This is a genomic window from Actinomycetes bacterium (assembly GCA_036510875.1).
Taxonomy (GTDB): Bacteria; Actinomycetota; Actinomycetes; order Prado026; family Prado026; genus DATCDE01.
This window is the reverse complement of sequence record DATCDE010000167.1, coordinates 1-24,856: the sequence shown is the minus strand read 5'-3', so window position 1 is coordinate 24,856 and position 24,856 is coordinate 1. Positions and strand designations below refer to the sequence as shown.

Annotated in this window: 24 protein-coding genes, 1 pseudogene and 1 riboswitch; of the genes and pseudogenes, 14 read left to right on the top strand and 11 right to left on the bottom strand. The window is 72.9% G+C overall.

All coding sequences use genetic code 11. The annotated features are described in order from the left end of the window. The first annotated feature begins 278 nt into the window (after positions 1-278). Together VIM19_09760 and VIM19_09755 are read left to right on the top strand one after the other, a co-directional pair. Positions 279-908, top strand: coding sequence for a hypothetical protein (locus tag VIM19_09760; GenBank protein HEY5185165.1), 630 nt, complete (start codon positions 279-281; stop codon positions 906-908). A 36-nt stretch (positions 909-944) separates the two neighbouring features. After that, positions 945-1,691, top strand: coding sequence for an SDR family NAD(P)-dependent oxidoreductase (locus tag VIM19_09755; protein HEY5185164.1), 747 nt, complete (start codon positions 945-947; stop codon positions 1,689-1,691). Positions 1,692-2,140: 449 nt separating this feature from the next. Here the strand turns inward: VIM19_09755 and VIM19_09750 are convergent, their stop codons facing one another. Beyond that, positions 2,141-2,455 carry an ATP-binding protein gene (locus VIM19_09750; GenBank protein HEY5185163.1) on the bottom strand — a complete coding sequence of 105 codons (315 nt, stop codon included), beginning with the start codon at positions 2,453-2,455 and terminating at the stop codon, positions 2,141-2,143. Beyond that, a complete protein-coding gene (locus VIM19_09745) occupies positions 2,440-2,649 on the bottom strand; it encodes a hypothetical protein (protein HEY5185162.1) in 210 nt (69 codons plus the stop codon). Before VIM19_09745 ends, VIM19_09750 begins: the two co-directional genes overlap by 16 nt. A gap of 454 nt (positions 2,650-3,103) precedes the next feature. On the opposite strand from VIM19_09745, the pseudogene VIM19_09740 reads away from it, so the two are divergent. Both VIM19_09740 and VIM19_09735 read left to right on the top strand, forming a co-directional pair. Continuing rightward, positions 3,104-3,492 (top strand): annotated as a pseudogene (locus VIM19_09740) (GntR family transcriptional regulator). Beyond that, positions 3,489-5,414 carry an ATP-binding cassette domain-containing protein gene (locus VIM19_09735; GenBank protein HEY5185161.1) on the top strand — a complete coding sequence of 642 codons (1,926 nt, stop codon included), beginning with the start codon at positions 3,489-3,491 and terminating at the stop codon, positions 5,412-5,414. Before VIM19_09740 ends, VIM19_09735 begins: the two are co-directional and overlap by 4 nt. Here the strand turns inward: VIM19_09735 and VIM19_09730 are convergent. Together VIM19_09730 and VIM19_09725 are read right to left on the bottom strand one after the other, a co-directional pair. Beyond that, positions 5,338-7,449: a RecQ family ATP-dependent DNA helicase gene (locus tag VIM19_09730; protein ID HEY5185160.1), complete on the bottom strand. Its 2,112-nt coding sequence runs from the start codon at positions 7,447-7,449 to the stop codon at positions 5,338-5,340. The genes VIM19_09735 and VIM19_09730 overlap by 77 nt on opposite strands. A gap of 46 nt (positions 7,450-7,495) precedes the next feature. Further along, the gene (locus VIM19_09725) at positions 7,496-8,158 is read right to left on the bottom strand and encodes a hypothetical protein (GenBank protein ID HEY5185159.1); all 663 of its coding nucleotides are present in this window, start codon (positions 8,156-8,158) and stop codon (positions 7,496-7,498) included. 133 nt (positions 8,159-8,291) lie between these two features. Here VIM19_09725 and VIM19_09720 point away from each other — a divergent pair, with 133 nt between their 5' ends. Beyond that, complete coding sequence (locus tag VIM19_09720) at positions 8,292-8,849, top strand: hypothetical protein (GenBank protein HEY5185158.1); 558 nt, start codon at positions 8,292-8,294, stop codon at positions 8,847-8,849. 76 nt (positions 8,850-8,925) lie between these two features. Here the strand turns inward: VIM19_09720 and VIM19_09715 are convergent, their stop codons facing one another. Continuing rightward, complete coding sequence (locus VIM19_09715; protein HEY5185157.1) at positions 8,926-10,623, bottom strand: NAD-dependent malic enzyme; 1,698 nt, start codon at positions 10,621-10,623, stop codon at positions 8,926-8,928. Between the two features lie 157 nt (positions 10,624-10,780). Between VIM19_09715 and VIM19_09710 the strand changes: the two genes are divergently transcribed. After that, a complete protein-coding gene (locus tag VIM19_09710) occupies positions 10,781-11,701 on the top strand; it encodes an alpha/beta fold hydrolase (protein ID HEY5185156.1) in 921 nt (306 codons plus the stop codon). Between the two features lie 17 nt (positions 11,702-11,718). Here the strand turns inward: VIM19_09710 and VIM19_09705 are convergent, their stop codons facing one another. Beyond that, positions 11,719-12,768 carry an MBL fold metallo-hydrolase gene (locus VIM19_09705; GenBank protein HEY5185155.1) on the bottom strand — a complete coding sequence of 350 codons (1,050 nt, stop codon included), beginning with the start codon at positions 12,766-12,768 and terminating at the stop codon, positions 11,719-11,721. A gap of 83 nt (positions 12,769-12,851) precedes the next feature. Between VIM19_09705 and VIM19_09700 the strand changes: the two genes are divergently transcribed. After that, positions 12,852-13,772, top strand: coding sequence for a cation diffusion facilitator family transporter (locus VIM19_09700; protein HEY5185154.1), 921 nt, complete (start codon positions 12,852-12,854; stop codon positions 13,770-13,772). On the opposite strand, the gene VIM19_09695 is transcribed toward VIM19_09700, so the two are convergent. Beyond that, entirely contained in the window at positions 13,769-14,269 is a 501-nt protein-coding gene (locus VIM19_09695; protein HEY5185153.1) for a hypothetical protein, read from the bottom strand. The genes VIM19_09700 and VIM19_09695 overlap by 4 nt on opposite strands. 96 nt (positions 14,270-14,365) lie before the next feature. On the opposite strand from VIM19_09695, the gene VIM19_09690 reads away from it, so the two are divergent. Together VIM19_09690 and VIM19_09685 are read left to right on the top strand one after the other, a co-directional pair. Beyond that, complete coding sequence (locus tag VIM19_09690) at positions 14,366-15,247, top strand: SDR family NAD(P)-dependent oxidoreductase (protein ID HEY5185152.1); 882 nt, start codon at positions 14,366-14,368, stop codon at positions 15,245-15,247. A gap of 43 nt (positions 15,248-15,290) precedes the next feature. After that, complete coding sequence (locus VIM19_09685) at positions 15,291-15,452, top strand: hypothetical protein (protein HEY5185151.1); 162 nt, start codon at positions 15,291-15,293, stop codon at positions 15,450-15,452. An 84-nt stretch (positions 15,453-15,536) separates the two neighbouring features. On the opposite strand, the gene VIM19_09680 is transcribed toward VIM19_09685, so the two are convergent. Beyond that, complete coding sequence (locus tag VIM19_09680) at positions 15,537-16,607, bottom strand: LacI family DNA-binding transcriptional regulator (GenBank protein HEY5185150.1); 1,071 nt, start codon at positions 16,605-16,607, stop codon at positions 15,537-15,539. A 113-nt stretch (positions 16,608-16,720) separates the two neighbouring features. On the opposite strand from VIM19_09680, the gene VIM19_09675 reads away from it, so the two are divergent. Beyond that, entirely contained in the window at positions 16,721-17,347 is a 627-nt protein-coding gene (locus tag VIM19_09675; GenBank protein HEY5185149.1) for a hypothetical protein, read from the top strand. Between the two features lie 6 nt (positions 17,348-17,353). Here the strand turns inward: VIM19_09675 and VIM19_09670 are convergent, their stop codons facing one another. Then, entirely contained in the window at positions 17,354-17,986 is a 633-nt protein-coding gene (locus VIM19_09670) for a type VI secretion system tube protein Hcp (protein HEY5185148.1), read from the bottom strand. Positions 17,987-18,128: 142 nt separating this feature from the next. On the opposite strand from VIM19_09670, the gene VIM19_09665 reads away from it, so the two are divergent. After that, the gene (locus VIM19_09665; protein ID HEY5185147.1) at positions 18,129-19,622 is read left to right on the top strand and encodes a methyltransferase; all 1,494 of its coding nucleotides are present in this window, start codon (positions 18,129-18,131) and stop codon (positions 19,620-19,622) included. Positions 19,623-19,659: 37 nt separating this feature from the next. Here the strand turns inward: VIM19_09665 and VIM19_09660 are convergent, their stop codons facing one another. Further along, positions 19,660-20,589: an undecaprenyl-diphosphate phosphatase gene (locus VIM19_09660; protein ID HEY5185146.1), complete on the bottom strand. Its 930-nt coding sequence runs from the start codon at positions 20,587-20,589 to the stop codon at positions 19,660-19,662. 36 nt (positions 20,590-20,625) lie between these two features. Then, on the bottom strand, positions 20,626-21,153 hold the full coding sequence (locus tag VIM19_09655) for a MarR family transcriptional regulator (GenBank protein HEY5185145.1): 528 nt from the start codon (positions 21,151-21,153) through the stop codon (positions 20,626-20,628). A 53-nt stretch (positions 21,154-21,206) separates the two neighbouring features. Between VIM19_09655 and VIM19_09650 the strand changes: the two genes are divergently transcribed. From VIM19_09650 to VIM19_09640, 3 genes are all read left to right on the top strand, one after another. Further along, complete coding sequence (locus VIM19_09650) at positions 21,207-23,423, top strand: MMPL family transporter (protein HEY5185144.1); 2,217 nt, start codon at positions 21,207-21,209, stop codon at positions 23,421-23,423. After that, on the top strand, positions 23,420-23,899 hold the full coding sequence (locus VIM19_09645) for a heme-degrading domain-containing protein (protein ID HEY5185143.1): 480 nt from the start codon (positions 23,420-23,422) through the stop codon (positions 23,897-23,899). Before VIM19_09650 ends, VIM19_09645 begins: the two co-directional genes overlap by 4 nt. 140 nt (positions 23,900-24,039) lie before the next feature. After that, positions 24,040-24,201, top strand: a riboswitch (cyclic di-AMP (ydaO/yuaA leader). A gap of 32 nt (positions 24,202-24,233) precedes the next feature. Beyond that, on the top strand, positions 24,234-24,856 hold a 623-nt coding region (locus VIM19_09640; GenBank protein HEY5185142.1), incomplete at its 3' end, for a hypothetical protein.

The window sequence follows — 24,856 nt, the reverse complement described above, 5'->3', positions numbered from 1 at the left end:
AGTACGCATCGACCAGGGCAGCCTCGGTCTCCGACAGTGGCGCGCGGGTTGGCGTGGGTGCAGATGTCATGGCTCCGTCCTACCGCACCAAACCGGGCACGGCCACCGGCGAGCGCCGCCGCGGGCACCGCAGACTGGCAGTGGGCCATCGGTGCGCTCCCGGGCACCCAGGGGGGCTCGGTCGGGCAGGCACCCGCCGTGCGACTCACTGACGTGCACAAAGCCGTCGGCACCGTCCGGGCGGGCGACCGGGTCGGCGCCGCGCCTAGAGTCGGGCCATGGCCCTGATCCACCGCGCGACGCTGAGTCCGTCCAAGCTGGAGCTGCTGACCGGCTGGCTGCCGAGCCGGGAGTGGTTCACCGGCGAGGCAGCCGTCCGCCAGCTCGGCTCGTACCGGTTCGACGACCCGGACGGCGAGGTGGGCATGGAGGGGTTCCTGCTGCAGGGGCCGGACGGGTCGGTGCTGCACGTGCCCCTGACCTACCGCGGTGCCCCGCTGGCGCACGCCGAGGACTTCCTCGTGGGCACCATGGAACACTCGGTGCTTGGCACCCGCTCGGTGTACGACGGGTGCGGCGACCCCGTCTGGGTGACGGCGCTGCTCACGGCGGTGCTCACCGGTGGCACCCAGGCCGAGGAGTTCGTCGACATGGACGGCCACCTGGAGCCGCGTGCGGCCACGGCGACGGTCGTCGGCAGCGGGACACCCGGCATGCATGTCGGTCCGGTCGGCGCGGTGAGCTGCCTCGACGAGGGCCGTACGACCATGGTGCGTACCGACGGGTTCGAGCTGGTCGTCGTCCGCGCGGTCGGTGCGGAGGTCTCGGGGGAGCAGACGCTCACCGGCAGCTGGGGGGACGGCGGCCCGGCGGTGCTGGCCGGAGTGCGGTCGCTCGAGACGGCCTGACAGCACCGGCAGGACTGGGACCGGAAGGAGCAGCAGATGGCGGACCGGCTGGCAGGTCGGGTGGCACTGGTCACGGGCGCGTCGTCCGGGATCGGCCGGGCGGTGGCTGTGGCGCTGGCCCGGGAGGGGGCAGCTGTCGCCGTCGCGGCTCGGCGCACCGACCGGCTCGACGCCCTGCGCGAGGAGCTGGTGTCGCTCGGCGTCCGGGTCCTGGTGCTGGAGCTGGACGTCTCGGACGAGGCGGCCTGCCGTGACGCCGTAGCCGGCACGGTGGCCGAGCTCGGTGCCCTGGACATCCTGGTGAACAACGCAGGAGTCATGCTGCTGGGCACGGTGCAGGGCGCCGATACCGAGGACTGGCGCCGGATGATGGGCACGAATGTGCTCGGCCTGATGTACCTGACCCATGCCGCGCTGCCGCAGCTGCTGGAGCGTCGCGGTGTGCTCGTGCAGATGTCTTCGACCGCCGGGCGCACCGCCCGCTCGGGTGTCGCGGCGTACAACGCGAGCAAGTGGGCCGTGAACGCGTTCAGCGAGGGGCTTCGGCAGGAGGTCACCACCCGGGGCGTACGGGTGGTGGTCATCGAGCCCGGGATCGTGCAGACCGAGCTGCGCGACCACATCACCCAGCCGGCGGCTCGGGAGCGGATCCAGGCGTCGGCCGCAGCCATCCGCCAGCTGCAGCCCGAGGACATCGCGGCCGCCGTCGTCTACGCGGCCACCCAGCCGGCGCACGTGGCGGTCAACGAGATCCTGGTGCGCCCCACCGACCAAGAGTGGTGAGCAGGTCGCTGCGGGGCTTCGGATCCGCCCCGGTCGGCAGGGGCTGCCGGCCCGCGCCCCGTCGGTCGGCACGCTCGACCGGGTCAGCTCCCGTCGGGAACAGACTCGGGCGGCGCTGGTGGATGCGCTGTTCGCGCAGCGCTACCAGGCGCTCACCCACCAGCCGCTCGAGACCACCATCCCGACCAGGGTCACCGCCGGCGCGGCGGCCGACCGGTTGGCGCCTGGGCGGTCCGTCGCAAGCGGCAGTTCGACGGCGGCCGAAGGGCGCGCTCAGCCAACGCGAGATCGACCTTCAGGGCAGCCGGCCCGGTCGGACGCTGCTTGCCGACCTCACCGCGCTCGTCCGCAGGCCGGGGCCGGACCGTCCCGCCGGGCCCGGCCGCTGGGCTGGGTGCCGGTCACCATGGCCGCCGGCTCGACATCGCGCTTGCGACGGGCCGCACCGCTCAGCGGTCCGGCTGGCGGAGGGGGATCCGGACCGCGACCACCGTGTCGCCCGGGCGGGAGTCGATGGTGATGGCCCCGCCATGGCGCTCGATGACGATGCGTCGGGCGATGTCAAGACCGAGCCCGGTGCCGTTGCCCACGTCCTTGGTGGTGTCGAACGCCTCAAAGGCGCGGGCCGCCACCTCGGGCGGCATCCCATGACCGGTGTCGCCGAGCCGTACGACGGCAGCGTCGCCATCGACCCGGGTTGAGATCCGCAGGGTCCCCGCCCCGTCCATCGCGTCGACGGCGTTGTCGATCAGGTTGGTCCACACCTGGTTGAGCTCCCCGGCGTAGGCCTCGACGCGGGGACGCCGAGGTCGTAGTCGCGCGCGATGGTGACGCCGTCGCGCAGCTGGTGCCCGAGCATGATCAGCGTGCTCTCGATGCCCTCGGTGACATCGACGTGTTGGATCGACGCCGGGTCCAGCTGTGAGTACGACTTCACCGCGTCCACGAGCTCGGACACCCGACGGGTCGACTCCTTGACCTCGGCGAGCAGAGCCCCCCCGAGAGGGTGCTTGCCACCCACTCGAGACCTGGCTCCAGCGACGGGCCGTCCAGCACGGCCGCGGCACGTTCGCACCATTCGACGTCGACCCCGGTGGCGACCAGTGGCGGTGCGACGACCCAGTCGCGCACCACGCCGTGGCTGTTCAGCCACGACGACGGGGCCTCCTCGCGGTCGGCCCTTCGCGCCCAGCGGCCGGTCGGCCGCGCTGTGCGGCGGCTCGGCCCGTCCCCGGACCGCACAAGGGCTCCGCCAGCGCCTGTCGGCCCTGTCGAAGCCCTCCGCTTCGTACCGTAGCCGCCTTACCGTCCGTTGACCATCCATGGGCACGACGGACACCACCGCCGACCTTGACGACCACCCCGTCGTGGACATACCTATGCATATGACTAGGGAAGTGCTGCACCAGTCCATGAGCTTCCAGCTCGACGCGGGGTCGGGGGTTCCCGCCTACCTGCAGCTGGTGGAGCAGGTGAAGCAGGCGCTGCGGATGGGGCTACTCGGAGTGGCTGACCAGCTGCCCACGGTGAAGCAGGTGGTGGCCGAGGTCGCGGTGAACCCGAACACGGTGCTCAAGGCCTACCGCGAGCTGGAGCGCGACGGGCTGGTGGAGGGCCGGCAGGGGCTGGGCACGTTCGTCCGGAGCCGTCCGGCCGGGCCGCCGCCGAGGACCCAGGCCCGGCTGGCCGGTGGGCTGGCCCGCTGGATCGACGGGCCCGTGCCGAGGGGCTGGACGACGACGCCATCGAGTCGCTGGTCCGCTCGACGCTGCGCTCTTCTGCTGCGAAGGACATTGCGTGAGCACCCCGGACGACGGCGAGGCGGCGGTGGAGACCCGCGGTCTGGGCAAGCGTTTCGGTTCGACGTGGGCGCTGCGTGACTGCGACGTGTGCGTCCCCCGAGGGCGGGTGGCGGCCCTGGTGGGCCCGAACGGGGCGGGCAAGACCACGCTGCTGCGGCTGCTGGTCGGGCTCAGCACGCCGACCCAGGGCGAGGTCCGAGCCCTCGGGGGGCTACCCGAGCAGAGCTCGCAGTTCCTCGCCAGCGTCGGCCACCTGGACCAGCGGACCCCGCTGTACGGTCGGCTGTCCGTGGCCGACCACCTCCGCCTGGGTGCGCACCTGAACCCACGCTGGGACGCCGAGGACGTCCGCGCCCAGCTGTCCCACCTGAAGATCCCCTTCGACCGGGCGGTGGGTCAGCTCTCCGGCGGCCAGCGGGCCCAGGTCGCGCTGCGGCTGGCGTTGGCCAAGCGGCCCCGGCTGCTGCTGCTCGACGAGCCGGTCGCCGCGCTCGACCCGCTGGCCCGCCGTGAGTTCCTGACGTCCCTCACCGAGGCGGTGGCGGACGCCGACGTGACCGTGCTGATGTCCTCGCACCTGCTGGCCGAGCTGGAACGGGTCTGTGACTACCTGGTCCTGCTGTCCGCCGGACGCACTCAGCTGGTCGGTGACATCGACCAGCTCCTGACCGAGCGCCGGGTGCTCGTCGGGCCCCGAGAGGGTTCAGCCTCGGTGATCCGGAGGTTCCCCGTGGTCAAGACGACGCACACGGCACGGCAGTCCCGGCGGCTCGTCCGCTCCGGTGCGCCGGTCCTGGGCCTCGGGATGGGAGGCCGCCGAGATCGGCCTCGAGGAGATCGTGCTGGCCTGCATGGGCCGCGACGACGAGATCGCCGGCGACAGCTCGGTGGCGCCGCTGCGAGGTGCGTCATGAGCTACCTGATCTGGCGGCAGCACCGCAACCAGGTCGACTTCGCCGGGCTCACCTTCCTGGTGCTCGCGGTGCTGCTCGGCGCCACCGGGCTGGTCATGAGCGGGGACTACCACCACGCGCTGGCCACCTGCGCGGCCACCGCCTCCTGCGCCACCCTGAGCGAGACCCTGTTCCAGGGCGACGGCCTGATCATCAACGTGGTCAACCTCAGCATCGTCGCCCCGGCGCTGCTAGGTCGGTTCTGGGGCGCGCCTCTCGTGGCCAAGGAGACCGACGACGGCACGCACGTCCTGGTCTGGACCCAGAGCGTGACTCGTCGCCGCTGGATGGGCACCAACCTGGCCGAGGCCCTGCTGGCCGCCGCCGTCTGGGGCGCGCTGCTGTCGGCGTTGGTCAGCTGGTGGCGGATCCCGGAGAACGCCCTGTTCGGCCGGTTCGCTGGCTTCGACGTCCAGGGGATCGTCCCGGTCGCCTACTCGGTGTTCGCCGTGGCCCTCGGCATCGCCGTCGGAGCCTGGCTGCGCCGGCCGCTGCCGGCGCTGGCCACCACCCTGGGGGTCCTGGTCGCCGTCCGTGCGGTCGTCGGGCTCTTCCTGCGCCCGCACCTCCTGGCACCGCTCCGGGCCATGGAGCCGCTGGTCAACAACGTCTCCGGCGCCCGGCCAGCGCGTGGCTGCTCGCCAAGAACGTGGCCGACGCGTCCGGACACGCCGTCGACACCGCCGCCAGCAGCGTCCCGCCGGCGGCCTGCGCCGGCCACGATCTCCCCTCCTGCCTGTCCGGGCTCGGCTACCGCCGCCTGGTCACCTACCAGCCGGACCGCCGCTACTGGACCTTCCAGGCCGTCGAGGCCGGGATCTTCCTCGCTCTTGCCGCTGTCCTCGCGTTCGTCGCCTCCCGGGTCGTGGTCACCCGCGACGCGTAGGACGGCTACGGACGCCGGTGGACGACGAGGGGCAGGACGACCGGTGCGCCGGCCGCCCGGAGCAGCGCCCCGGCCACCGTGACGGTCCAGCCGGTGCGCAGCGTGTCGTCCACTAGCAGCACCGGGCCGTCCAGCTGGGTGCCGGGGACCAGCCGCAGCGAGGTCTCGACCAGTCCGGCCCGCCTTGACGGCGCGAGCGCGTGGGAGGGCGCCGGGCCGTTGGTGGCCAGGGCGTCGACGAGTGGGAGCCGCCCGACGGTGGCCAGGCGCTCGGCGATGCCGTGCACGAGTCGGGGCCGGGACCGCGAGGGCATCGGCACGACCACGGACGGGCGCTGCCCCCAGTGCTGTGCCCACCGGGTGAGCACGGACACCATCCCGTCCAGCAGCCAGTCCGGTGGGTCGGTGTCGACGGCGGGGTCACCCAGCAGGCGGGGGACCTCGGGCCAGCCGGGGTCGTCCGCGAAGGCCAGCGCCCGGCCCGGCTGGACCGCGAGCTCGGGGCCGATCCGGCCACGGCCCGTGGCCATGCCGGCGGCCCACATCTTGCGCGGCTCGATGACCACGTCGAGGCCGCGCAGGTGGTCCCGTGCGGCCCGCACCGTTGCGGGGTCGGGCAGGTCCGGCAGGCCGGCCGGGAGTGTCCCGGTGCAGACCGAACAACGGCCGCACCGGTACCCGTCGGGCACGTCGTCGTCCAGCGCCCGGCGCAGGAACGCGTCGAGACAGCCCTCGCCGTGCGCGTAGGCCCGCATCAGGGCGGCCTCGTCCCGGCGCGCCGCCCGCAGCGCCGTGTAGCGGGCGTGGTCATAGGTCCAGGGCTGCCCGGTCCCGACCCAGCCGTCAGCGGTGCGCTGGGTCGCGCCGTCCACCGCGAGGATCTTCAGCAGCAGCTCGAGGCGACCCCGGCGCACCCCGGTCGAGGCCTCCAGCGTCGGCACGCTGAGCGGCCCGCCCGCCGCGTCGAGCTCGGCCAGCACCCGCTCGGCCGCCTCGGGGTCGGGGATGCTCGCGGTGGCGAAGTAGGCCCAGATCCGCTCGTCGGTCTCCGCCGGCAGCAGCGTGACCACGGCCGTGTCCAGTGCCCGCCCGGCCCGGCCGACCTGCTGGTAGTAGTCCACCGGGGAGCCCGGGGACCCGACGTGCAGGCAGAACGCGAGGTCCGGCTTGTCGTACCCCATGCCCAGCGCGGACGTCGCCACGACGGCCTTGACCTGGTTCAGCCGCAGCCGCTCCTCCACCGCGGCCCGCGCCTCGGCGTCCAGCTGACCGGTGTAGGCCGCGACGTCGTGCCCGCGGGTGGCCAGGTAGCCGGTGAGCAGCTCGGCCTCGGCGACCGTGAGCGTGTAGACGATGCCGCTGCCCGGGAGCAGGCCCAGCGCCTCGTCGACCCAGGCGTGGCGCTGCGCGGCGTCCAGCCCGGGCAGCACGGACAGGTGCAGCGAGCCGCGGGCCAGCTGCCCGCGCTGCACGAAGGTGTCCTCGCCCAGCTGCGCGGCCACGTCCGCGGTGACCCGGGAGTTTGCCGTCGCCGTCGTGGCCAGCACCGGCAGCGCCGGGTTGGCGGCGAGCAGCCGGGCGATCCGCTGGTAGTCCGGGCGGAAGTCGTGCCCCCACGAGGAGATGCAGTGCGCCTCGTCGATCACCAGCAGCCCCAGCCGGGGCAGCAGCGGCCCGAGCATCGACTCGGCGAAGTGGGGGTTGGCCAGCCGCTCCGGTGAGACGAGCAGCACGTCCACCGCACCGCAGCGCACCTGCGCCTCGACGTCAGCCCAGTCCTCGACGTTGGCGGAGTTCAGGGTGACCGCGCGCAGCCCCGCCCGCGAGGCCGCGGCGACCTGGTCACGCATCAGCGCCAGCAGCGGGCTGACCACCAACGTCAGCCCCGCCCCGGCATCGCGCATGGCCCGCGCCGCGATCCAGTAGACCGCAGACTTCCCCCACCCGGTCGCCTGGACGACCAGGCACCGCCGTCCGTCCAGAGCGAGCGCGCGCACCGCGTCCAGCTGGTCCGCCCGGACCACCGCAGCCGGGCCGGCGAGCGCCTCGATCACCGTGGCGGCCGCGTGCTCCAGCTGCTCCTCGGTCACCCCTCCGTGACCAGCCAGCAGCGCCACCCGTTCGCCTTCCCGCAGGTTGCCGTGTCCGGCGAGTATGTCGCTCTCAGCGGTGCTCCAGGCACTCCGCGACGAACGTGGTGACGAGCGCCGAGCAGGCGGCGCGACCCACATCCGGGTTGTCGCTCCCGCGGCAGAGGCGTCGTCCCAGCGACCGTGCAGGTCCCTGCCGGACGTCGGCGTGGCCGAGGGCGCGAACCACGACGTGGCGAGCCTGCGGCGCAGCCGCCGCGAAGGCTCGGTGGTCCACGCCGTCAGGTGCGCAGCGCCCAGCGATCCCGGCGCCGATGATGAGCATGGGACAGGCGAAGCCGGCCGGTGCGGCGGTCGCGACCGGGCCGGTCGGGGCGCGACCCTCGCCGTCCACGGGGTCGACGAGCACGACGCCAGCGGGTAGCCCGTCTCGCGCCAGCGGCGCCGCGGCTCGCCAGGCCGCCTGGCCACCTCGCGAGTGTCCGCCGAGCACGACGGACGCCGTACGGCGCTGGGCTGCGGTGCTGCGGACCAGGTCGGCAGCGGCAGCTGCCTCCCGGGCCACCGAGAACCGACCAGCGAGCACCGCGACGCCGCGCCGGTACAGCTGAGGGACCACCACGGTCGTGCCAGCGGCGGCCACCGGTTCGAGCAGGGCGCGGTAGGACGACGCGGCGATCATGAACCCGGGCAGGCAGACGAGTACGGACTCCCGGTGCCCTTCCAGCACGATCACGGGTCCGACGCTACGCGGGACGTTGGCCCGGGTGATCCGTGGACCTTCGGCCCTGCCCATGGTGCTTGGTTGAAACGAATGATTGACACATCAACCGTTCGCCCGCACCGCGGGCCGCACCTGGGAGCCAACCGTGAGCCGCCGCAGCCTCGACTTCATCCTGTCCATCAGCGGACTGGTGATGGCGGTGGTGCTGGCCGTGGCCGGCGGGCTGCTGCTGTGGGGCGGCAGCTTCGCCAACAACACCGTCCACGACCAGCTCGTCGCCCAGAAGATCTCCTTCGGCGCGGCGTCCACCCTGCCGGCCAACCTGCAAAGCTACGCCGGTCAGCAGGTCACCAACGGCCAGCAGGCCAAGGCCTACAGCGACCTGATCGCCGTCCACCTGACCAAGGTCGCCGGTGGCCAGACCTACTCCGAGGTCAGCTCCGCCTACCTCGCCGGAGGCAGCAAGGACGCCGCCCTGGCCGCCCAGCGCACCACGCTGTTCATGGGTGAGACCCTGCGCGGGCTGCTGCTCAACGCCTACGCCTTCTCCATCTTCGGGATGATCGCCACCATCGCCGGCTGGGTCGCCCTCGCCGCCGCCGCGATCCTCGCCGTGCTCGCCATCCTCGGCCTGGCCCACCAGCGCAAGACCCCCGCCCAGGCCGTCGTCTTCGCCCCCGACAAGGAGTCCGTCAACGCCTGACCCCAACCCCCCACCGGACAGGGCGACCCGAACGGGCCGCCCTGTCCGGTGGGGGGTGTCCGGTCGTCGGTGACGCTCAGACGGCGCGGACCGGGTGGTACTCCGGCTGCCACATGGCGGCGCTGACGGTCTCCTCGAGGTGGTCGTCGACCGTCACGCCGGCGACGCCCTCCGCCTGGGCGGCGCGGGCCACCGCGACCGCCACGGCGGCTGAGGTGGTCCGCAGATCGCCGACCTGGGGCAGCAGTGCCGCACCTGGGGCCGTCGGGTCCACCAGCGCCGCCACCGCGCGGGCGGCCGCCAGGAACATCCCGTCGGTGATCCGGCTGGCCCGGGCCACGGTCACGCCGAGCCCCAGGCCCGGGAAGATCAGCGCGTTGTTGGCCTGGGCGATCTGGAACGTCTTCCCGGCGTACGTCACCGGCGCGAACGGGCTCCCGGTCGCCACCAGCGCCCGACCGTCCGTCCACGCGAACAGGTCGGACGGGACCGCCTCCGCCAGCGCCGTCGGGTTGGACATCGGCAGGATGATCGGCCGCTCCACGTGGGCGGCCATCTCCCGGACCAGCTGCTCGGAGAAGGCGCCGGGGCGGGCCGACGTCCCGATCAGGATCGTGGGCCGGACCCGCCGGACCACCTCCTCCAGGTTGACCCCCTCCAGGGCCGCGTCCCGGGCCCAGCCGGTGACCTCGTCCACCGGGCGTGCGTAGGGCTGCTGGAAGTCGCGCAAGTCGCCCCGGTCGTCGGTCAGCAGGCCGTGCCGGCCGAGGCACCAGAACCGACGGGTGGCCTCGTCGCCGGGCAGCCCGGCCGCCGCCATCGCGTCACGCAGCTGGTCGGCGATGCCGATCCCCGCAGTGCCCGACCCGAAGACGACGACCCGGTTCTCCTCCAGCGGCAGCCCGCCTACGTCGATCGCCGACAGGACGGCGGCCAGGTTGACCGCGCCCGTGCCCTGCATGTCGTCGTTGAACGTGAGGGTCGATGACCGGTAGCGCTGCAGGATCCGCCGCGCGTTGCTGGTGCCGAAGTCCTCCCAGTGCAGCAGCGCCTGGGGGAACAGCCGGGTCGCCGCAGTCACGTAGCGGTCGATGAACGTGTCGTACTCCTCGCGGGGCACCCGGGGGCGGTTGAGGCCCAGGTACAGCGGGTCGTCGAGCAGCTCCTGCCGATTCGTGCCGACGTCCAGCATGACGGCGAGGGTCCGGTTCGGGTCGATCCCGGCGGCCGCGGTGTACACCGTGAGCTTGCCGACGGCGATCTCGATGCCGCCGACCCCCCAGTCCCCGATGCCCAGGATGCCCTCGGCGTCGGTGGCCAGGATGAGGTCGACGTCCTCGGGCGCCCGGCCGCTGCCCAGCAGTGCCCGTTCGATCTGGTCGGGCCGGTCGACCGACAGGTAGACGCCGCGGGGGCGGCGGTACTCGTGGCTGTAGTGCTGGATGGCATCCCCGACCGTCGGCGTGTAGACGATGGGCAGCATCTCCGGCAGGTGCTCGCCGAGCAGCCGGTAGAACAGCACCTCGTTGCGGTCGTGCAGCGCCGTGAGGAAGACGTTCTTGGCCAGGTCCGAGGGTTGCCCGAGGTACTGGCGGTACGCGCGGCTGGACTGCTGGGCGATGGTCAGCACGTGCGGCGGCAGCATGCCGACCAGCCCGAGCTCGTCCCGCTCCCGCGCGTCGAACGCGGTCCCCTTGTTGATCCGTGGGTCGTAGAGCACCGACCGGCCCCGCAGCCGGGTCTCCCAGGCCCGCTCGGACGCGTTCCAGCGGATGGGCCGATCGTGAGGGTCAGTGGGTGAGGTCACGGCCTCTACACTTACACCCTCGCCGGCGGCGGTGCTGCCTCGCCCTCCGCGGCCAAGTGATCGACTGGACCAGGGCGCCGCTCAGGGCACATGCTGGCCACGTCGCATGGCGAGGGAGGCGATCGTGCAGTACCGGGAAGTCTCCATCCACGGCCACCGGATCACCTACCGCGAGGACGGCGAGCCCGGGCGTCCGGTCCTGCTGCTCGTGCACGGGATCACCAGCAGCAGCGCGACCTGGGACCCGGTCATCCCCGTGCTCGCCGAGCACGCCCACGTGATCGCCCCGGACCTCTTGGGGCACGGGGAGTCCGACAAGCCGTCCGCGGACTACTCGCTGGGCGGCCTCGCCAGCATGCTTCGGGACCTGCTCGAGCGGCTCGGCATCGACCGGGCCACCGTGGTGGGGCACTCCCTCGGGGGTGGCATCGCCATGCAGTTCGCCTATCAGCACTACGAGCACTGCGACCGGCTGGTGCTGATCTCCAGTGGCGGGCTGGGCCGCGAAGTCAGCCTGGCGCTCCGGGCGGCGACGCTGCCCGGAGCCGAGTTTGTGCTGCCGGTCATCGCCCACCGGCACGTGCGGGACGCCGGTGTGTTGGCGTCCCGGCTGCTCGAGCGCCTGCCCCTGCGGTTCCGGCCGTCCGTGGTGGAGGCCGCCCGGGGCTACGCCTCCCTGGCGGACAGCCCGGCCCGATCGGCGTTCGTGCACACGCTGCGCAGCGTCGTCGAACCGGGCGGCCAGCGGGTCAGTGCCACCGACCGGCTCTACCTCGCCGCGTCCCGGCCGACGCTGATCGTGTGGGGCGCGCGGGACACGGTCATCCCGGTCTCCCATGCGTACGCCGGCCAGGATCGCATCGCGGGCAGTCGGCTCGAGGTGTTCGAGCAGTCAGGGCACTTCCCCCACCAGGACGAGCCGGTCCGGTTCGCCGAGGTGCTGCTGGACTTCCTGCAGACCACGGAGCCCGCGGTGCTCGACCGGGCCCACCTGCGGGACCGGCTCAACGACGCGGCTGACGCGCCGCAGTCGCAGGCCGGCTGACCTGCCCGGGCCACGCCCTACAGGTGGTAGCGGGTGCCCACCGTGTTCGGCACAAACGCCCCGGGGAACTGCCGGGCCAGCGCGTGCTGGGCCCGCCAGCCCGTGCAGTGGGCCGGAACGATGACCGACGGGCCCAAGAACGCGAGGTCCTCGCAGACCGGGCCGATCAGCGGCTCGAACAGCGGGCCGCTGAGGTGGAACCCGCCCAGGACGGCGTACAGGTCGGTGCTACCGGTCAGCCGCATCGCGTAGCGGCAGATGTTCACCACGCCGGCGTGCCCGCAGCCGGTCAGCACCACCAGGCCCTTGCCCGCGACGTCGATGATCAGCGCCTGGTCGTCCAGCACGAGCGGGTCCGGCCGCCACGCGCCGGCGAGGAACGCCTGCTGGGGCGGGAAGCCCGGCTCGTAGTCCGTCGTCCGGTCCACCTCGCCGGTGACCAGCACCGATCCGTCGAGCAGGAAGCTGGGTCGGCGGTCCTCGATGATCCGGAAGCCGGCGCCTTCCAGCGCCGAGCGGCTGGTGGTCGGGATCTCGAGCGGGTCGCGCCCCGGGATGACCACTCTGCGCCGGTGCCAGAAGTCGGGGTGGATGAGCACCGGCAGGTTGGTGCGACCCAGCCGGCGGATCAGTCCGTCCAGGCCGGCGGTGTGGTCGAAGTGGCCGTGGCTGCAGACGATCGCCTCGAGGTCGGTGGGGTCGATGTCGAGCCGCCGCATGTTCTCGACCATGCCGTTCGGTGAGACGCCGGCGTCGAACAGCAGGTGGTGCTCGGTGCCGTTCTTGCGGACGGTGACCATGGCCGAGAAGCCGTGCTCGGCGATCAGCTGGTCGGGGCCGACGCCGCCGAACACCTCGATCTGCTGCAACGGGCCGGATCCCAACGGGGGTCGTCGGGCCGGGCCCAGGTCCGCCATGAACACGTCGACGGAGTTGTCGACCAGGGTGGTGATGGTCACCGACTCCACCGGCTCCAACCGGATCGGGCTGGCCAGCGGCTCCCGCTCCAGCACCGCGGTCGGCGCCCCGGCGGGGGAGGGCAGGGCTGACCCGAGCGGTGCGCACATGGAGGACCTCCGGACCCCTGGCTGGTGCGCCGATTGTCATGCCCGCTCGGACGCCCGACAAGGGGCGGTGCCATGCTGGAGGGGTGAGCGAGCCCCGACGGTCGCTAACTGCGTTCGCCTGGCTGGCGGTGGCGGCGGCAGTGGTCACCATCGCGCTGAAGACCGGCGCCTGGATGATGACCGGGTCGGTCGGGCTGCTGTCGGATGCCGCGGAGTCGGTGGTCAACCTGGTTGCCGCGTTCGTCGCGCTCGTCGCGCTGCGGGTGGCCGCGCTGCCGCCCGACGAGAACCACCACTTCGGGCACACCAAGGCGGAGTACTTCTCCGCGGCCATCGAAGGAATCATGATCTTCGTGGCCGCGGTGGTCATCATCTTCTCGGCGGTGGAGCGGCTGCTGCACCCGCGCCCGCTGGAGAACGTCGGCATCGGCCTGGTCATCTCCAGCCTGGCCACCGTGGTCAACGGCGTCGTCGGGGTGCTGCTCATCCGGGCCGGGGCGCGGTACCGCTCGATCACTCTGACCGCGGACGGCAAGCACCTGCTGACCGACGTGTGGACGTCGATCGGCGTCGTCGTCGGCGTCCTGGCCGTGGCGCTCACCGGCTGGCTGCGGCTGGACCCGATCGTCGCCATCGCCGTGGGCATCAACATTGTCGTGACCGGCTGGCGGCTGCTCGCCCGCTCGGTGGACGGGCTGATGGACCACGCCCTCGGCGACGAGGACCATGGCCGGATCGTGCGGGTGCTGGACCGGTTGGCCTCGGACACGGTGCACTTCCACGCGCTGCAGACCCGGGAGTCCGGACACGTGCGCTTCGTGTCGGTGCACGTGCTCGTGCCAGGGGCGTGGACGGTACAGCGCGGCCACGACTTGCTCGAGCAGGTCGAGGAGGCGATCCGGGCCGAGCTCGGCCACGTCGAGGTGCACACCCACCTCGAGCCGGTGGAGGACCCGACCGCCTACGAAGAGATCACCGGCCAGGCCAGGCTGGACGCCCGCTAACGGGGCTCGGCTGCGACGGCCTCGGTGACCTGAGCGTCGATGCTGGCCGCGAACTGCTCGCGGGTGCCCGAGTAGCTGGCCAGGGCCAGCTCGAGGCGGAACCGAACGTCGGTCGACTGCTCCGTGGGGTAGCCGAAGCCGGACACCTTCTGCCGGTTGCCCACCGGGATGGCCGTCCACGGCAGGTGGTCGTCGTGGTCGAAGCCGATCACCTTGACGTACAGCCACTCCCGGCCCTGGGCGATGTGGAAGGACACGCCCTGGGTGGCACCGTTCAGTGCCCGGGCAGCCGTTTGGGCTCGATGAGCGACACGTTGGGCCAGGACCAGGTGGGAGCGCTCGCCCTTCTTGGCCACGATGCCGACGTCGAGCGGGACCGGATCTCCGGTCCAGCCGTGCGCGAGCTCGGCCAGCTGCCTCCGGTGGGCCACCTGCTCGGCCCACTCCTCGTGCGCCTGCTCGGCCTTGTGCTCCCGGTGGTGCTCGAACCAGCCCATGCCGTGGCCCCCGTCGGCTCGTCCTCGACGCTAGTGATCCGCTCCGACGGACGGATGGCCCTGTCCGATGGTGCCCCCCCGGCGTCAGGATGCCTCATGGCCACGAGCGGGGACGACGGCAAGCCCGGCCCGGTGCTGGTCACCGGGGCGAACGGCGGCATCGGGCTGGCGACCACGCTGCGGCTGGCCCAGCGCGGCTGGTCGGTGTGGGGCACCGTGCGCAGCCCGGCCAAGGCGTCCGCGCTGCGTCGTGCCGCGCAGGCGGCCGACGCCGGGAGTCGGGTGCGTGCCGTCGTGCTCGACGTGTCCGACCACGCAGCCGTCGTCGCCCGGTGGCGGCGGCTGCCGGACTTCTGGGCGGTCGTCAACAACGCCGGAGGGGCGCTGTCCGGTGCCGTAGAGGAGGTGTCCGCCGCGGAGGCGACGGCCCTGCTCGGCATCAACCTGGTCACGCCGGCCGTGGTCAGCGGCTGCGCACTACCGGGCATGCGCCGCCTGGGTGGTGGCCGCATCGTCATGGTTTCGTCCATGGCCGGACGGGCTGCGGTGCTGCCGTTCCATGCCTGGTACCACGCCTCGAAGTTCGGGCTCGAGGCACTGTCGGACGTGCTGCGGGTCGAGGTCGCGCAGTTCGGCGTCAAGGTGTCCGTCGTCGAGCCGGGCTTCGTCCGTACCGGGATCGAGGGCAAGGCCGAGGCCGAGCTGCGGCGGCGGGCCGCCTCGGACTCACCGTACGCCGCCGGCTACGCGCGGACCCGCCAGCTCACCAGCCTGGTCGACCGCTACGCGCCGTCCCCGGACGCTGTCGCCAGGACGATCGTCTCGGCGGTGGAGGGCCGCCGGCCCCGACGGCGCTACCTGGTGGGCGCGGAGGCGCCGCTGGTGCCGGCGGCGGCCCTGCTGCCGGACGAGCTCACCGACCTGGTGATCCGGCTGGTCGCCGACCTGCGAGGGGGCCCTCCGGCCCGTGCCCGGTGATCCATCGGGACGTCACGATGGAGTAGCGCGAAGGGAGCAGGACATGACCGAGAAACCCGACCTGCGGGTGGGGCCTCCCGAGGTCCACGACCTGATCGCGGCGATCGACGAGGCGATCGACGCCGGCGACGAGGCGCGTGTCGAGGAGCTGAGCCGCAAGCTGCGAGCGCTCGACCCGGAGGCCGGTGCCGGCGCGGACACCTAGCCCCGGCGATGAGGGCGCGAGTGCAGTCCCAGTGAGCGGAATGCGGTTCCTTGCCGGGCACACCGCTGACTGACACTCCACTGATCACGGTGCGCGGCGGGTGGGTCGCGCGGGCGGAGCGGCGGTGCTGTCGCGCACGATCAGGGTGGGGCGCAGCCGCGGTGAGCGCGCTGGCTCACCGTCCATCAGGCGCAGGGCCAGCCGCGCGGCGGCCCGCCCCTGGTCGAACAGCGACTGGGCGACCGTCGTGAGCGGTGGGCTCGCGGTGGCCGCCTCGGCGATGTCGTCGAACCCGACGACCGACAGCTGGCCGGGGACGGCGATCCCGAGCTCGGCCGCGGCGTCGAGCACACCGAGCGCCAGCACGTCGGTGGTGGCGAACAGCGCGGTCGGACGGCGGGTCGAAGGCAGCCGGAGCAGCGGGCGGACAGCGGCAGCCCCGGCGCTGCGGTCGTGGGTGCCCGCCTCGACGAGGGGGATCGCCTCGACCGGCAGTGCGGCGTCGGCCAGCGCCTGCCGGAAGCCCTGGACCCGGGCGCGCTGGGCCGGCCGGTTCGGGCCCGGGGTCGGGCTGCCCTCGGGGCGGCCGGGCACGGTTAGCACGCCGAGCCGGCGGTGACCGAGCCCGAGCAGGTGCCGGGCCACCTCGGCGGCGGCCCGCACGTTGTCGATACCCACGAACGGTGCGCCGGTCAGGTGCGGGCTGCCTGCGGTGACCACGGGCAGCCGCCGGGCGAGCACGTCGGCCACGGCCGGCTCGTCCGGCGCGAGCGAGCACAGGATGAACGCGTCGACGATCGCGTCGCGGACCAGGGCGTGCTCCGGGCTCCCCCCCGTCGGGAGGAGCAGCAGGGCCTCGCCGGCGTCGGCCAGCTCGCTGGCCACGCCGTGCAGGAACGCCACCATGCCGGGGTCGGCGAAGGCGTAGGGCAGCTGCTCGGTGAGCAGCACGCCCACCGTGCCCGAGCGGCCGCGGCGCAGCGAGCGTCCGGCTGGGTCGGGGCCGCCATAGCCGAGCTCGGCCGCCGCCTGGAACACCTTCTCCCGGGTGGCCGCGGACAGCTGGTCGGGGCGGTTGTAGGCGTTGGAGACCGTCATCCGGGAGACCCCGGCCCGCTCGGCCACCGTGTCCAGCGTCGGACGCCCGTGCGTCATCCCGTCATCTCCCTGCCGCCGTCCTGTGCTGTATCGTTACAGAAGATTCTCAGCGGACGGCTGCTGGGCATCGGAGCGGACTCGAAGGGGCAGCAGACTGTGCAGGGCGCGACGTGACCGGACATGACCTCGCCCTCTCCTTCGCCTACGCCGGTGCCACCCTCGGTGTCGCCATGGTGGTGCCGCAGATCCTGCGCACGCTGCGCAACCCGAACCTGGGTGGAGTGTCCCCGGTCGCCTGGTCGATGACCACCCTGGCCTGCCTCACCTGGCTGACCTACGGCTTCCGGGTCGACTCGGCCCCGCAGATCCCGGGGAACATCCTGCTGGTCTCGGGGGCGGCGGCCATCGTGCTGCTGGTGCCCAGCCGGGTCTCGGTCAGGGCGCGCGCGCTGCGGCTCGGCGGCGCTGCGTCGGCGCTGCTGCTCGTGGCCGGCGTGATCCCGGCGCACCTGGTGGGGTACCTGGCGTTCGCCGTGGGCTTCGGCTCCGGCTGGCCGCAGCTGGTCGACTCGGTGGCCAGCTGGCGGGCCGGCAACACGTCCGGGGTGTCCGTGCCCAGCTGGGCGCTGCGGGTGCTCTCCCAGCTGTTCTGGCTGGGCTACGCGGTCAGCGTGTCCGACCTGCCGGTGACCATCGCGGCCAGCGTGGCGCTGACCACGGCGCTCACGCTCGTGCTGCTGGAGCTGTCCGCCCGCAGCCAGGAGCCCGCGAGCCGGGCCGAGCTCGAGGTCGCCTGACCGGTGTCAGCCGGTCGCGTTCCTGGCGACGTCCCACGATCCGGTCACGGGTGTCCCGGGCTGACCCGTGGGGTCCTGCGGGGTGATCGTGTACTTGATCGCGCGGAAGCTGAGCGAGGTCGAGTCGGTCGGGATCTCGGATGAGGCGCTGGACTGGTAGCTCGACACGAGCACGTCGGTCAGTGTGATCTTGAGGAACTCGCTCGTCTGCTCGCCGGCCCGGACGCCGGTGATCACCGCAGTGGCGTGGTTCTTGCCGGTGACGCAGTCGGCGAAGAGCCTCGGCGAGGCCGTGCTCGTGCTGGACATGAAGCTGAAGTCCGAGATCGTGGGCCGTCCGGCCCGGTTCCGCCCGCCCGCCGCAGCGCGGCTCGGGTTCGACGCACCCCAGCTGAACGACAGCAGCTGGATCTCGCCCGGGTGCTTGGCGTCGGTGCTCTCCCCGGCGACGCCGTCGAGCTTCAGGAAGTAGTCGACGGCACCGGAGACCCCGGCGATGGCGCCCACGGCCTGCGCTGCCGGCGAGGCGCTGGCCACCCCGCCCATGCCCATGGCGCCGAGCAGCGCGCCCATCCCGACGGCTCCGGTCTTCAGTACGTCACGCCGGCTGGTGCCGGACGGCTCGAGGTGCGCACCCATGGTGTCTCCTGTTGAGGGGGAAGGGACTCCGACTGGCGTTTCGACGAGAGTAGGGAATGGCTGATCGGGCGGGTATACGCCAATCAGGGGTAATCGCACGCCGACCCTTGGCCGCGCGGGTTGCCCGACCGACACCTCCGGCATGGCCGTTTCCCTCCTGGCTGCCGGTCCGGCGCCGCTACGCGACCCCACGGCCCTGCGGACCGCGCTGGACCGGGTGGGCTACCGGGTAGGCCCCCTCGGTGACCTGCTGGGGGTGCACGAGGAGCTGTCCGCGCGGCCGGCCGACCTCGTGGTGCACCAGCGCCGGCTGGCCGCGTCCCCCGGTCCGCTGGCCGCCGTGGTGGCCCTGTTCGCGCTCAGCTGGCCGGTGCCAGCAGACCGGGTCGTTGCCGCGCTCGGTGCGGAGGTCGTGGCCACGCTGAGCGACGCCGAGGTGCTGGTCGAGGCGGACGGCGCGCTGTCCGCGACGATCCGGGTGATGCCGCACGGCGACTTGTGGGTCGCTTCCGACCGGCGTCCCGGCGCCGGCGACCCGACGGACCCCGAGCATGTCACCGGCGTCAACGCGCCCGCCGGGCTGCTGGCCAACCTCACCGTCCGCCGTCCGATCGGGTCCGCGCTGGATGTGGGCACCGGTAACGGGATCCAGGCGCTGCTGGCGGCCGGGCACGCGCAGCGGGTGGTCGCCACGGACGTGAACCCGAGGGCGCTGGCGTTCACCCGGTTCAACGCCGCGCTCAACGGCCTGACGACCATCGAGTGCCGCGAGGGCAGCCTGTTCGACCCGGTGGCGGCGGAGCGGTTCGACCTGGTCGTGTGCAACCCGCCGTACGTCATCTCCCCGGAGACCGAGTTCGTCTACCGGGACAGCGGGGCCGAGCCGGGGGCGCTGTGCCGTGCCGTCGTCTCCGGGATCCCGGACCACCTGGCGGCCGGCGGCTACGCCACCGTGCTGGTCAGCTGGCCGTCGGACCCCGACGGCGACTGGTCGGACGTGCCGCGGTCCTGGCTGGCCCCGGGGGTGGACGCGTGGCTGCTGCACCACCGGGCCGAGGACCCGCTCACCCACGCGGCGAAGTGGAACCGGCCGGTGGCCGAGCAGGACGTGGGTGCCTACGCCGAGGCGGTCGACCGCTGGACGGCGTACGACGACGACCGTGGCATCCGGCAGGTCTCCTTCGGCGCCGTCGTCCTTCGGGCGGCAGCCGATGGGCCCGGCTTCGTCCGCTGCGACCACCTGCCTTCCGGCGCGACGGCGGCCGGGCCGCAGATCGAGCGGGTCTTCGCCGCCCAGGACGACCTGTTGGCCGATGGTTCCGGGCTGCTCGACCGCAGGCTCCGGCTGGCGCCCGGTCACCGGCTGGAGCAGCACCTCGGCTGCGTGGACGGCGAGTGGCAGCTGCTGTCGGCCGAGCTGAGCCTCGACGAGGGGATCGGGTTCCGCGGCACGCTCGACGTGCTCATGGTGCAGGTCCTGGTGGCGATGGACGGCTCCCGCACAGTGCACGAGGCGGCAGCGGCAGCGGCCCGCGGCACGGCGCTGCCGGCCGAGGAGTGGCCGGCGCTGGAGGAGGCGGCCAGCACGATGGCGGTCGGCCTCTACGCGCTGGGGCTGCTCGAGCCGGCGTCCTGAGCCGACGTCCCCCGACGCCGTCCGGCGGGGCTCAGGCTCAGCCGAACTTGATGATCGAGGCGACCCCGAAGACCAGGCAGTAGACCGCGAACGGCGTGAGGGTGCGGGTCCGGAACCAGCGGACCAGGAAGATCGCCGAGGCCAGGGCTGCGAAGAAGGCCGCAACGGCCCCAACCAGGGCCTGGCCCCGGATGCCGTCGCCGAGCGGGCCCATGAGGTCGGGGATCTTGTACACGCCAGCGGCCAGGATGATCGGCGTCGCCAGCAGGAAGGAGAACCGCAGGGCCTCCTCGTGGGTGAGCCCGCGGAGCAGCCCGGCCACCATCGTGATGCCGGAGCGGGAGATCCCCGCGAACAGCGCTCCGGTCTGAAGCAGCCCGACGACGAGGGCGCCGCCCGGGGTGATCTGCTGTGTGATGCCGGTGTCGGTCGCCTCGTCCTCGAGGTTCTCCAGCGTCTGGGTGCCCTCACCGCGAGCGGCGACGGTGACCGGCCGGTGCTGCGGGGCACGTCGGCGCAGCCGTTCGCCGGCCAGCAGGACGAGGCCGTTCAGGGTGAGGAAGGCGGCCGCCGCCAGTGGCTTGGCGAACAGGGTCCGAAGGGCGTGCTCCAGGGCCAGGCCGGTCAGGCCGGCCGGGATCGTCGCCAGCACGATCAGCCAGGCCAGGCGTTCGTGGGTCGTGGTGATCGAGCGCCGGGCGATCGAGGTGAAGAAGCCGCGGATGATGTCGACCCAGTCCCGCCAGAAGAGCACGAGCAGAGCCAGCGCGGTCGCCACGTGCAGGCCGACGATGAACGCCAGGTAGGGGGACTCCCTGTTGGCCTGGTCGGTGACGATCCGCTGCCAGTCGCCGCCGATCCAGGCCGGCACCAGGATCGAGTGGCCCAGGCTGGAGACCGGGAACAGCTCGGTGAACCCCTGGAGAAGACCGATGACGATCGCTTGGAGGTAGGTCAGGTGCGCCACGGGCGCGAGGGTAGGGCCGACCGGGTCATCGGACGGTCAAGCCACCGTGCCCTCAGCGTGGCGGCAGGCCGCCGCGGCCAGCGCGGCGATGTCCTCGCGCCGCGCCTCCATCTCGCCCCGCAGCCGCTCGAGCAGGGTGGCCAGGGCGGCCACGTCGGCGGCCGACCAGCCCTCGAGCAGGATCGCGAGGAAGGCGACGTGCGCGGCCGTGGCGCCTTCGGCCACCTGCTCCCCGGTGGGGGTCAGGGCCACAGTGGTCCGGCGACGGTCGGACGGGTCGGCCGCCCGGACCACGTACCCCTCCGCCTCGGCCTCACCGAGGAGCCGGCTGGCGGTGGAGTGCTCGAGCTGGAGGTGGGCCGCGAGATCCTTGACCGCGACGACGTCCTGCTCCCCGGCCAGTTCGCGCAGCGCAACGCAGGCCATGACCTTGGCCAGGTCGACCCGGCGTCCCAGCCCGGGAACCGGCAGCTCGCCGACCGGTGGTCGCGCTGTTGCGCGCTTGAGGCCCATCAGGGCGTGGGCGAGCAGGGTCACCGCCTCGGCCCGACTTGCGTGTGTCACACATGCACTTTACCGTGTCGATGTCTGTGTCGCACATGTTTGAGGAGGAACTCATGGGTCCGGTCAGCCGCTGGTCGGTCCGACACCCCTGGCGTGCGATCGGTGCCTGGGCCCTGCTGGTGGCTCTCGTCATCGTCCTGGCCGGGCAGTTCGGCGGGTCGTACAACGACTCGTTCTCGCTGCCCGACACCGAGTCGGCGACCGCCCAGCAGATCCTCGAGCGCGAGTTCGGCGCGTCCTCCACGTCGGCCAGCGTGCAGATCGTCTTCGCCCCGGCGTCCGGACGGGCCGATGCGCCCGCGGTGAAGGCGGAGGTCGACCGGCTGCTGGCCCAGCTCGCGGACATCCCCTCGGTCGCGGCGGTCGCCTCGCCCTTCGACCCGCAGGCAGCCGCGCACGGCGGCGGTCGGCTCAGCCAGGACGGCACCGTCGGCGTCGCCCAGGTGACCTTCAAGACCGCCACGGACAAGACGCCGGCCGCCGACGTGCAGGCGCTGGTCGCTGACGTCACGGCCGCGAACAGCACCAGCCTGCAGGTCGGTGCCGGTGGCCAGGTCCTCGACTTCGCCGGTACCAAACCCCCCAGCACGGAGCTGATCGGGGTCCTGGTGGCCGTGGTCATCCTGCTGCTGATGTTCGGGTCGCTGGTCGCCGCGGGCCTGCCCATCCTGAGCGCGCTGATCGCGCTGGGCACCGGACTCAGCCTGGTCACCGTCGCCGCCCGGTTCCTGGACATTGCGACCTTCGGCCCGACGCTGGCCGCGATGATCGGCCTGGGTGTCGGCATCGACTACTCGCTGTTCGTGATCAACCGGTACCGGCAGGCCGTCGACGTCGGCCGGGAGCCGACGGACGCGGCCTACGAGGCGGTCGCGACCGCGGGCCGCGCGGTGCTGTTCGCGGGGACGACGGTGATCATCGCCCTGTCCGGCCTGTTCGTGCTGCGGATCAACTTCATGAACGGCCTCGCGGTCGGCGCCGCGGTCACCGTGCTGATGGTCATGCTCGGCGCGGTCACGTTGCTGCCGGCGGTGCTGTCCCTGCTCGGACGGCGGGTCTTCGCCGTGCGCATGCCCTGGGCCCGACGGAGGGCACCGCACCCCGAGGGGGGAGGGTTCGCCCGCTACGGGCTGCGCCTTCAGCGCCGTCCGTGGGTGTTCCTCGCTGTCGCCGTCGTGTTCATGGTGGCCCTGGCTGTCCCGGTGCTGTCCATCCGGCAGGGCTTCCCGGACGCCGGCGGCAAGCCGGCGGGCAACGTGCAGCGGACGGCCTACGACCTCACCTCGAAGGGCTTCGGGGCGGGGGCCAACGGCCCGTTCGTGGTGGTGGCCGAGCTGCCCGCCAAGAACGACCTGGCCGGGGCCAAGGCGCTGTCCGAGGCACTGGGCAAGGAGCCAGGCGTCGCCTTCGCGTCACCGCCGCAGCCGTCGAAGAGCGGCACCGCGGCGATCATCTCGGTGCAGCCCACGACCGGACCGCAGGACGCGGCCACCTCGGCCACGCTGACCCGGATGCGCGGCGAAGTCATCCCGCAGGCCACCGCGGGCACCGGGGTGCGGGCCTATGTCGGCGGGACGACGGCGATCACCGAGGACTTCGGCCGGGTCCTCACGGACGCGCTCCCGCTGTTCCTCACCGTCGTCGTCGGGCTCGGGTTCCTCGCCCTGGTCGGGCTCTTCCGCTCGATCGTCGTCCCGCTCACGGCCGCGGTCACCAGCCTGCTCAGCCTGGGCGCGGCCCTCGGCGCGACCGTGGCGGTCTTCCAGTGGGGCTGGTTCGACAGTCTGTTCGGGATCACCGCGACCGGCCCGATCCTGCCCTTCCTGCCGGTGATGCTCTTCGCGATCCTGTTCGGGCTGTCCATGGACTACCAGGTGTTCCTCGTGTCCCGCATGCAGGAGGAGTGGGGCCGCACGGCAGACAACGCCAAGGCGGTGCGCCGGGGCCTGGCCGGGTCCGGACGGGTGGTCGCCGCCGCAGCGGCGATCATGTCCAGCGTCTTCCTGTCGTTCGTGTTCGGGGACGACAACACGATCAAGATGTTCGGGCTCGCGCTGGCGGTGGCGGTGCTGCTCGATGCCTTCGTCGTCCGGCTCGTGCTCGTGCCCTCGCTCATGACCGTCCTCGGGCGCGCGAACTGGTGGGTGCCCGGCTGGCTGGCCCGGATCCTGCCCAAGGTGCACCTGGAGAGCGAGGAGGAGGCTGCGGAGATCGCGGACGTCGACGAGGAGGCCGAGAGCGACCCGCTCGGCGAGCCGGCGCAGGTATGAGCCAGCCGGCACCGCAGGAGCCGGACCTGGAGGCGCTGCTGGCCCAGGAGGCGGAGCTGACCTTCCGCTCCTTCGACAACGACGACGCCTGGCGGCTCGGCACCGCGCTCGTCGACGCGGCTCGCTCCCGCGGGCTGGCCGTGACCGTGGACATCGTGCGCTCGGGTCAGCAGCTGTTCCACGCGGCCCTGCCCGGCACCTCGGCGGACAACGACGCCTGGGTGGCGCGCAAGGCCCGGGTCGTGCAGCGCTACGGGCACAGCTCCCTGTACGTGGGGGAGCTGGCCCGGAGCAGGGGGACCAGCTTCGAGGAGTCGTCGCGACTGGACCCCGACACCTACGCCGCGCACGGCGGGTCGTTCCCGGTGACCGTCGACGGCGTCGGGGTGGTCGGTGCGGTGACCGTGTCGGGCCTGCCGCAGCTGGGCGACCACGCGCTGGTCGTGGACGTGCTGCGGGGATTCCCGCGCGGCTGACGGCGGCACCGCCTTCGAACACCCGTCCGACCGGAGTGTCGTTTTCCCCACATTGCGGCGGTGTGACTTTGACGGGCCGTCACCACCCGTTAAGGTCTGCACTCAGGTGACGGTCTGATGACAGCCACACGGGATGTCAGCCGGAACCCCCGCTCAATCCGGTCGGCCCTCGGGTCGGCCGGAGCCGGGGACCCAGGTCCCGGGGTGAATCGGCGGTGACCCGCTCGCGCGGGGCATCGCGGTAGGGCGCCTTCCTCGCCCGAACCCGTCAGCTAACCCGGTCGGCGGTCAGGAAGATCGGAGAGCCGTCCGAGTGACGACCCGCCCCTCCCGCGTGGTGCGAACGATTGCGGCCCTGGCCGTCGCCGCCGGTCTCGTGGTCACGTTCATCCCCTCCTCCAGCTACGCCGACCCCCAGCCGACGCTGGCGCAGGTTGAGGCCCGGCTGAACGACCTGCAGAACCAGGCCGGGGCCGCGAACGAGGCCGCGCTGGGCGCCAGGGTGGCACTGGCCCAGGGCCAGCTGAAGGCGAACCAGATCAACGCCCGGGTCAACACCGGGGAGGCGGCACTGGCCGCGCTGCGCGGGTCGATCGGCGAGCTGGCCTCGGCCGCCTACCGCTCCGGCGGGCTGGACCAGACCCTGCAGCTGCTGCTGTCGAACAACGCCTCGGACTTCCTGGCCCAGGCCTCGGTGCTGGACGGGCTGAGCCGCCACCAGACCGACGTGCTGCGGATGCAGTCGACGGCCGCGCAGCGGCTCGCTCAGGACAAGCTCGCGGCCGCGCAGCAGGTGGGGATCCTCCAGCAGCTGCGGGACACGGCCACCAAGGAGCAGGCCACCGTCGAGCAGAAGGTGGCGGCCCAGCAGCAGCTGCTCAACTCGCTGCAGGCCGCGGTGCGCGCCGAGCTGGCCGCCCGGCAGGCGGCGGCGCGGGCGGCCGCGGCGGCCGCGGC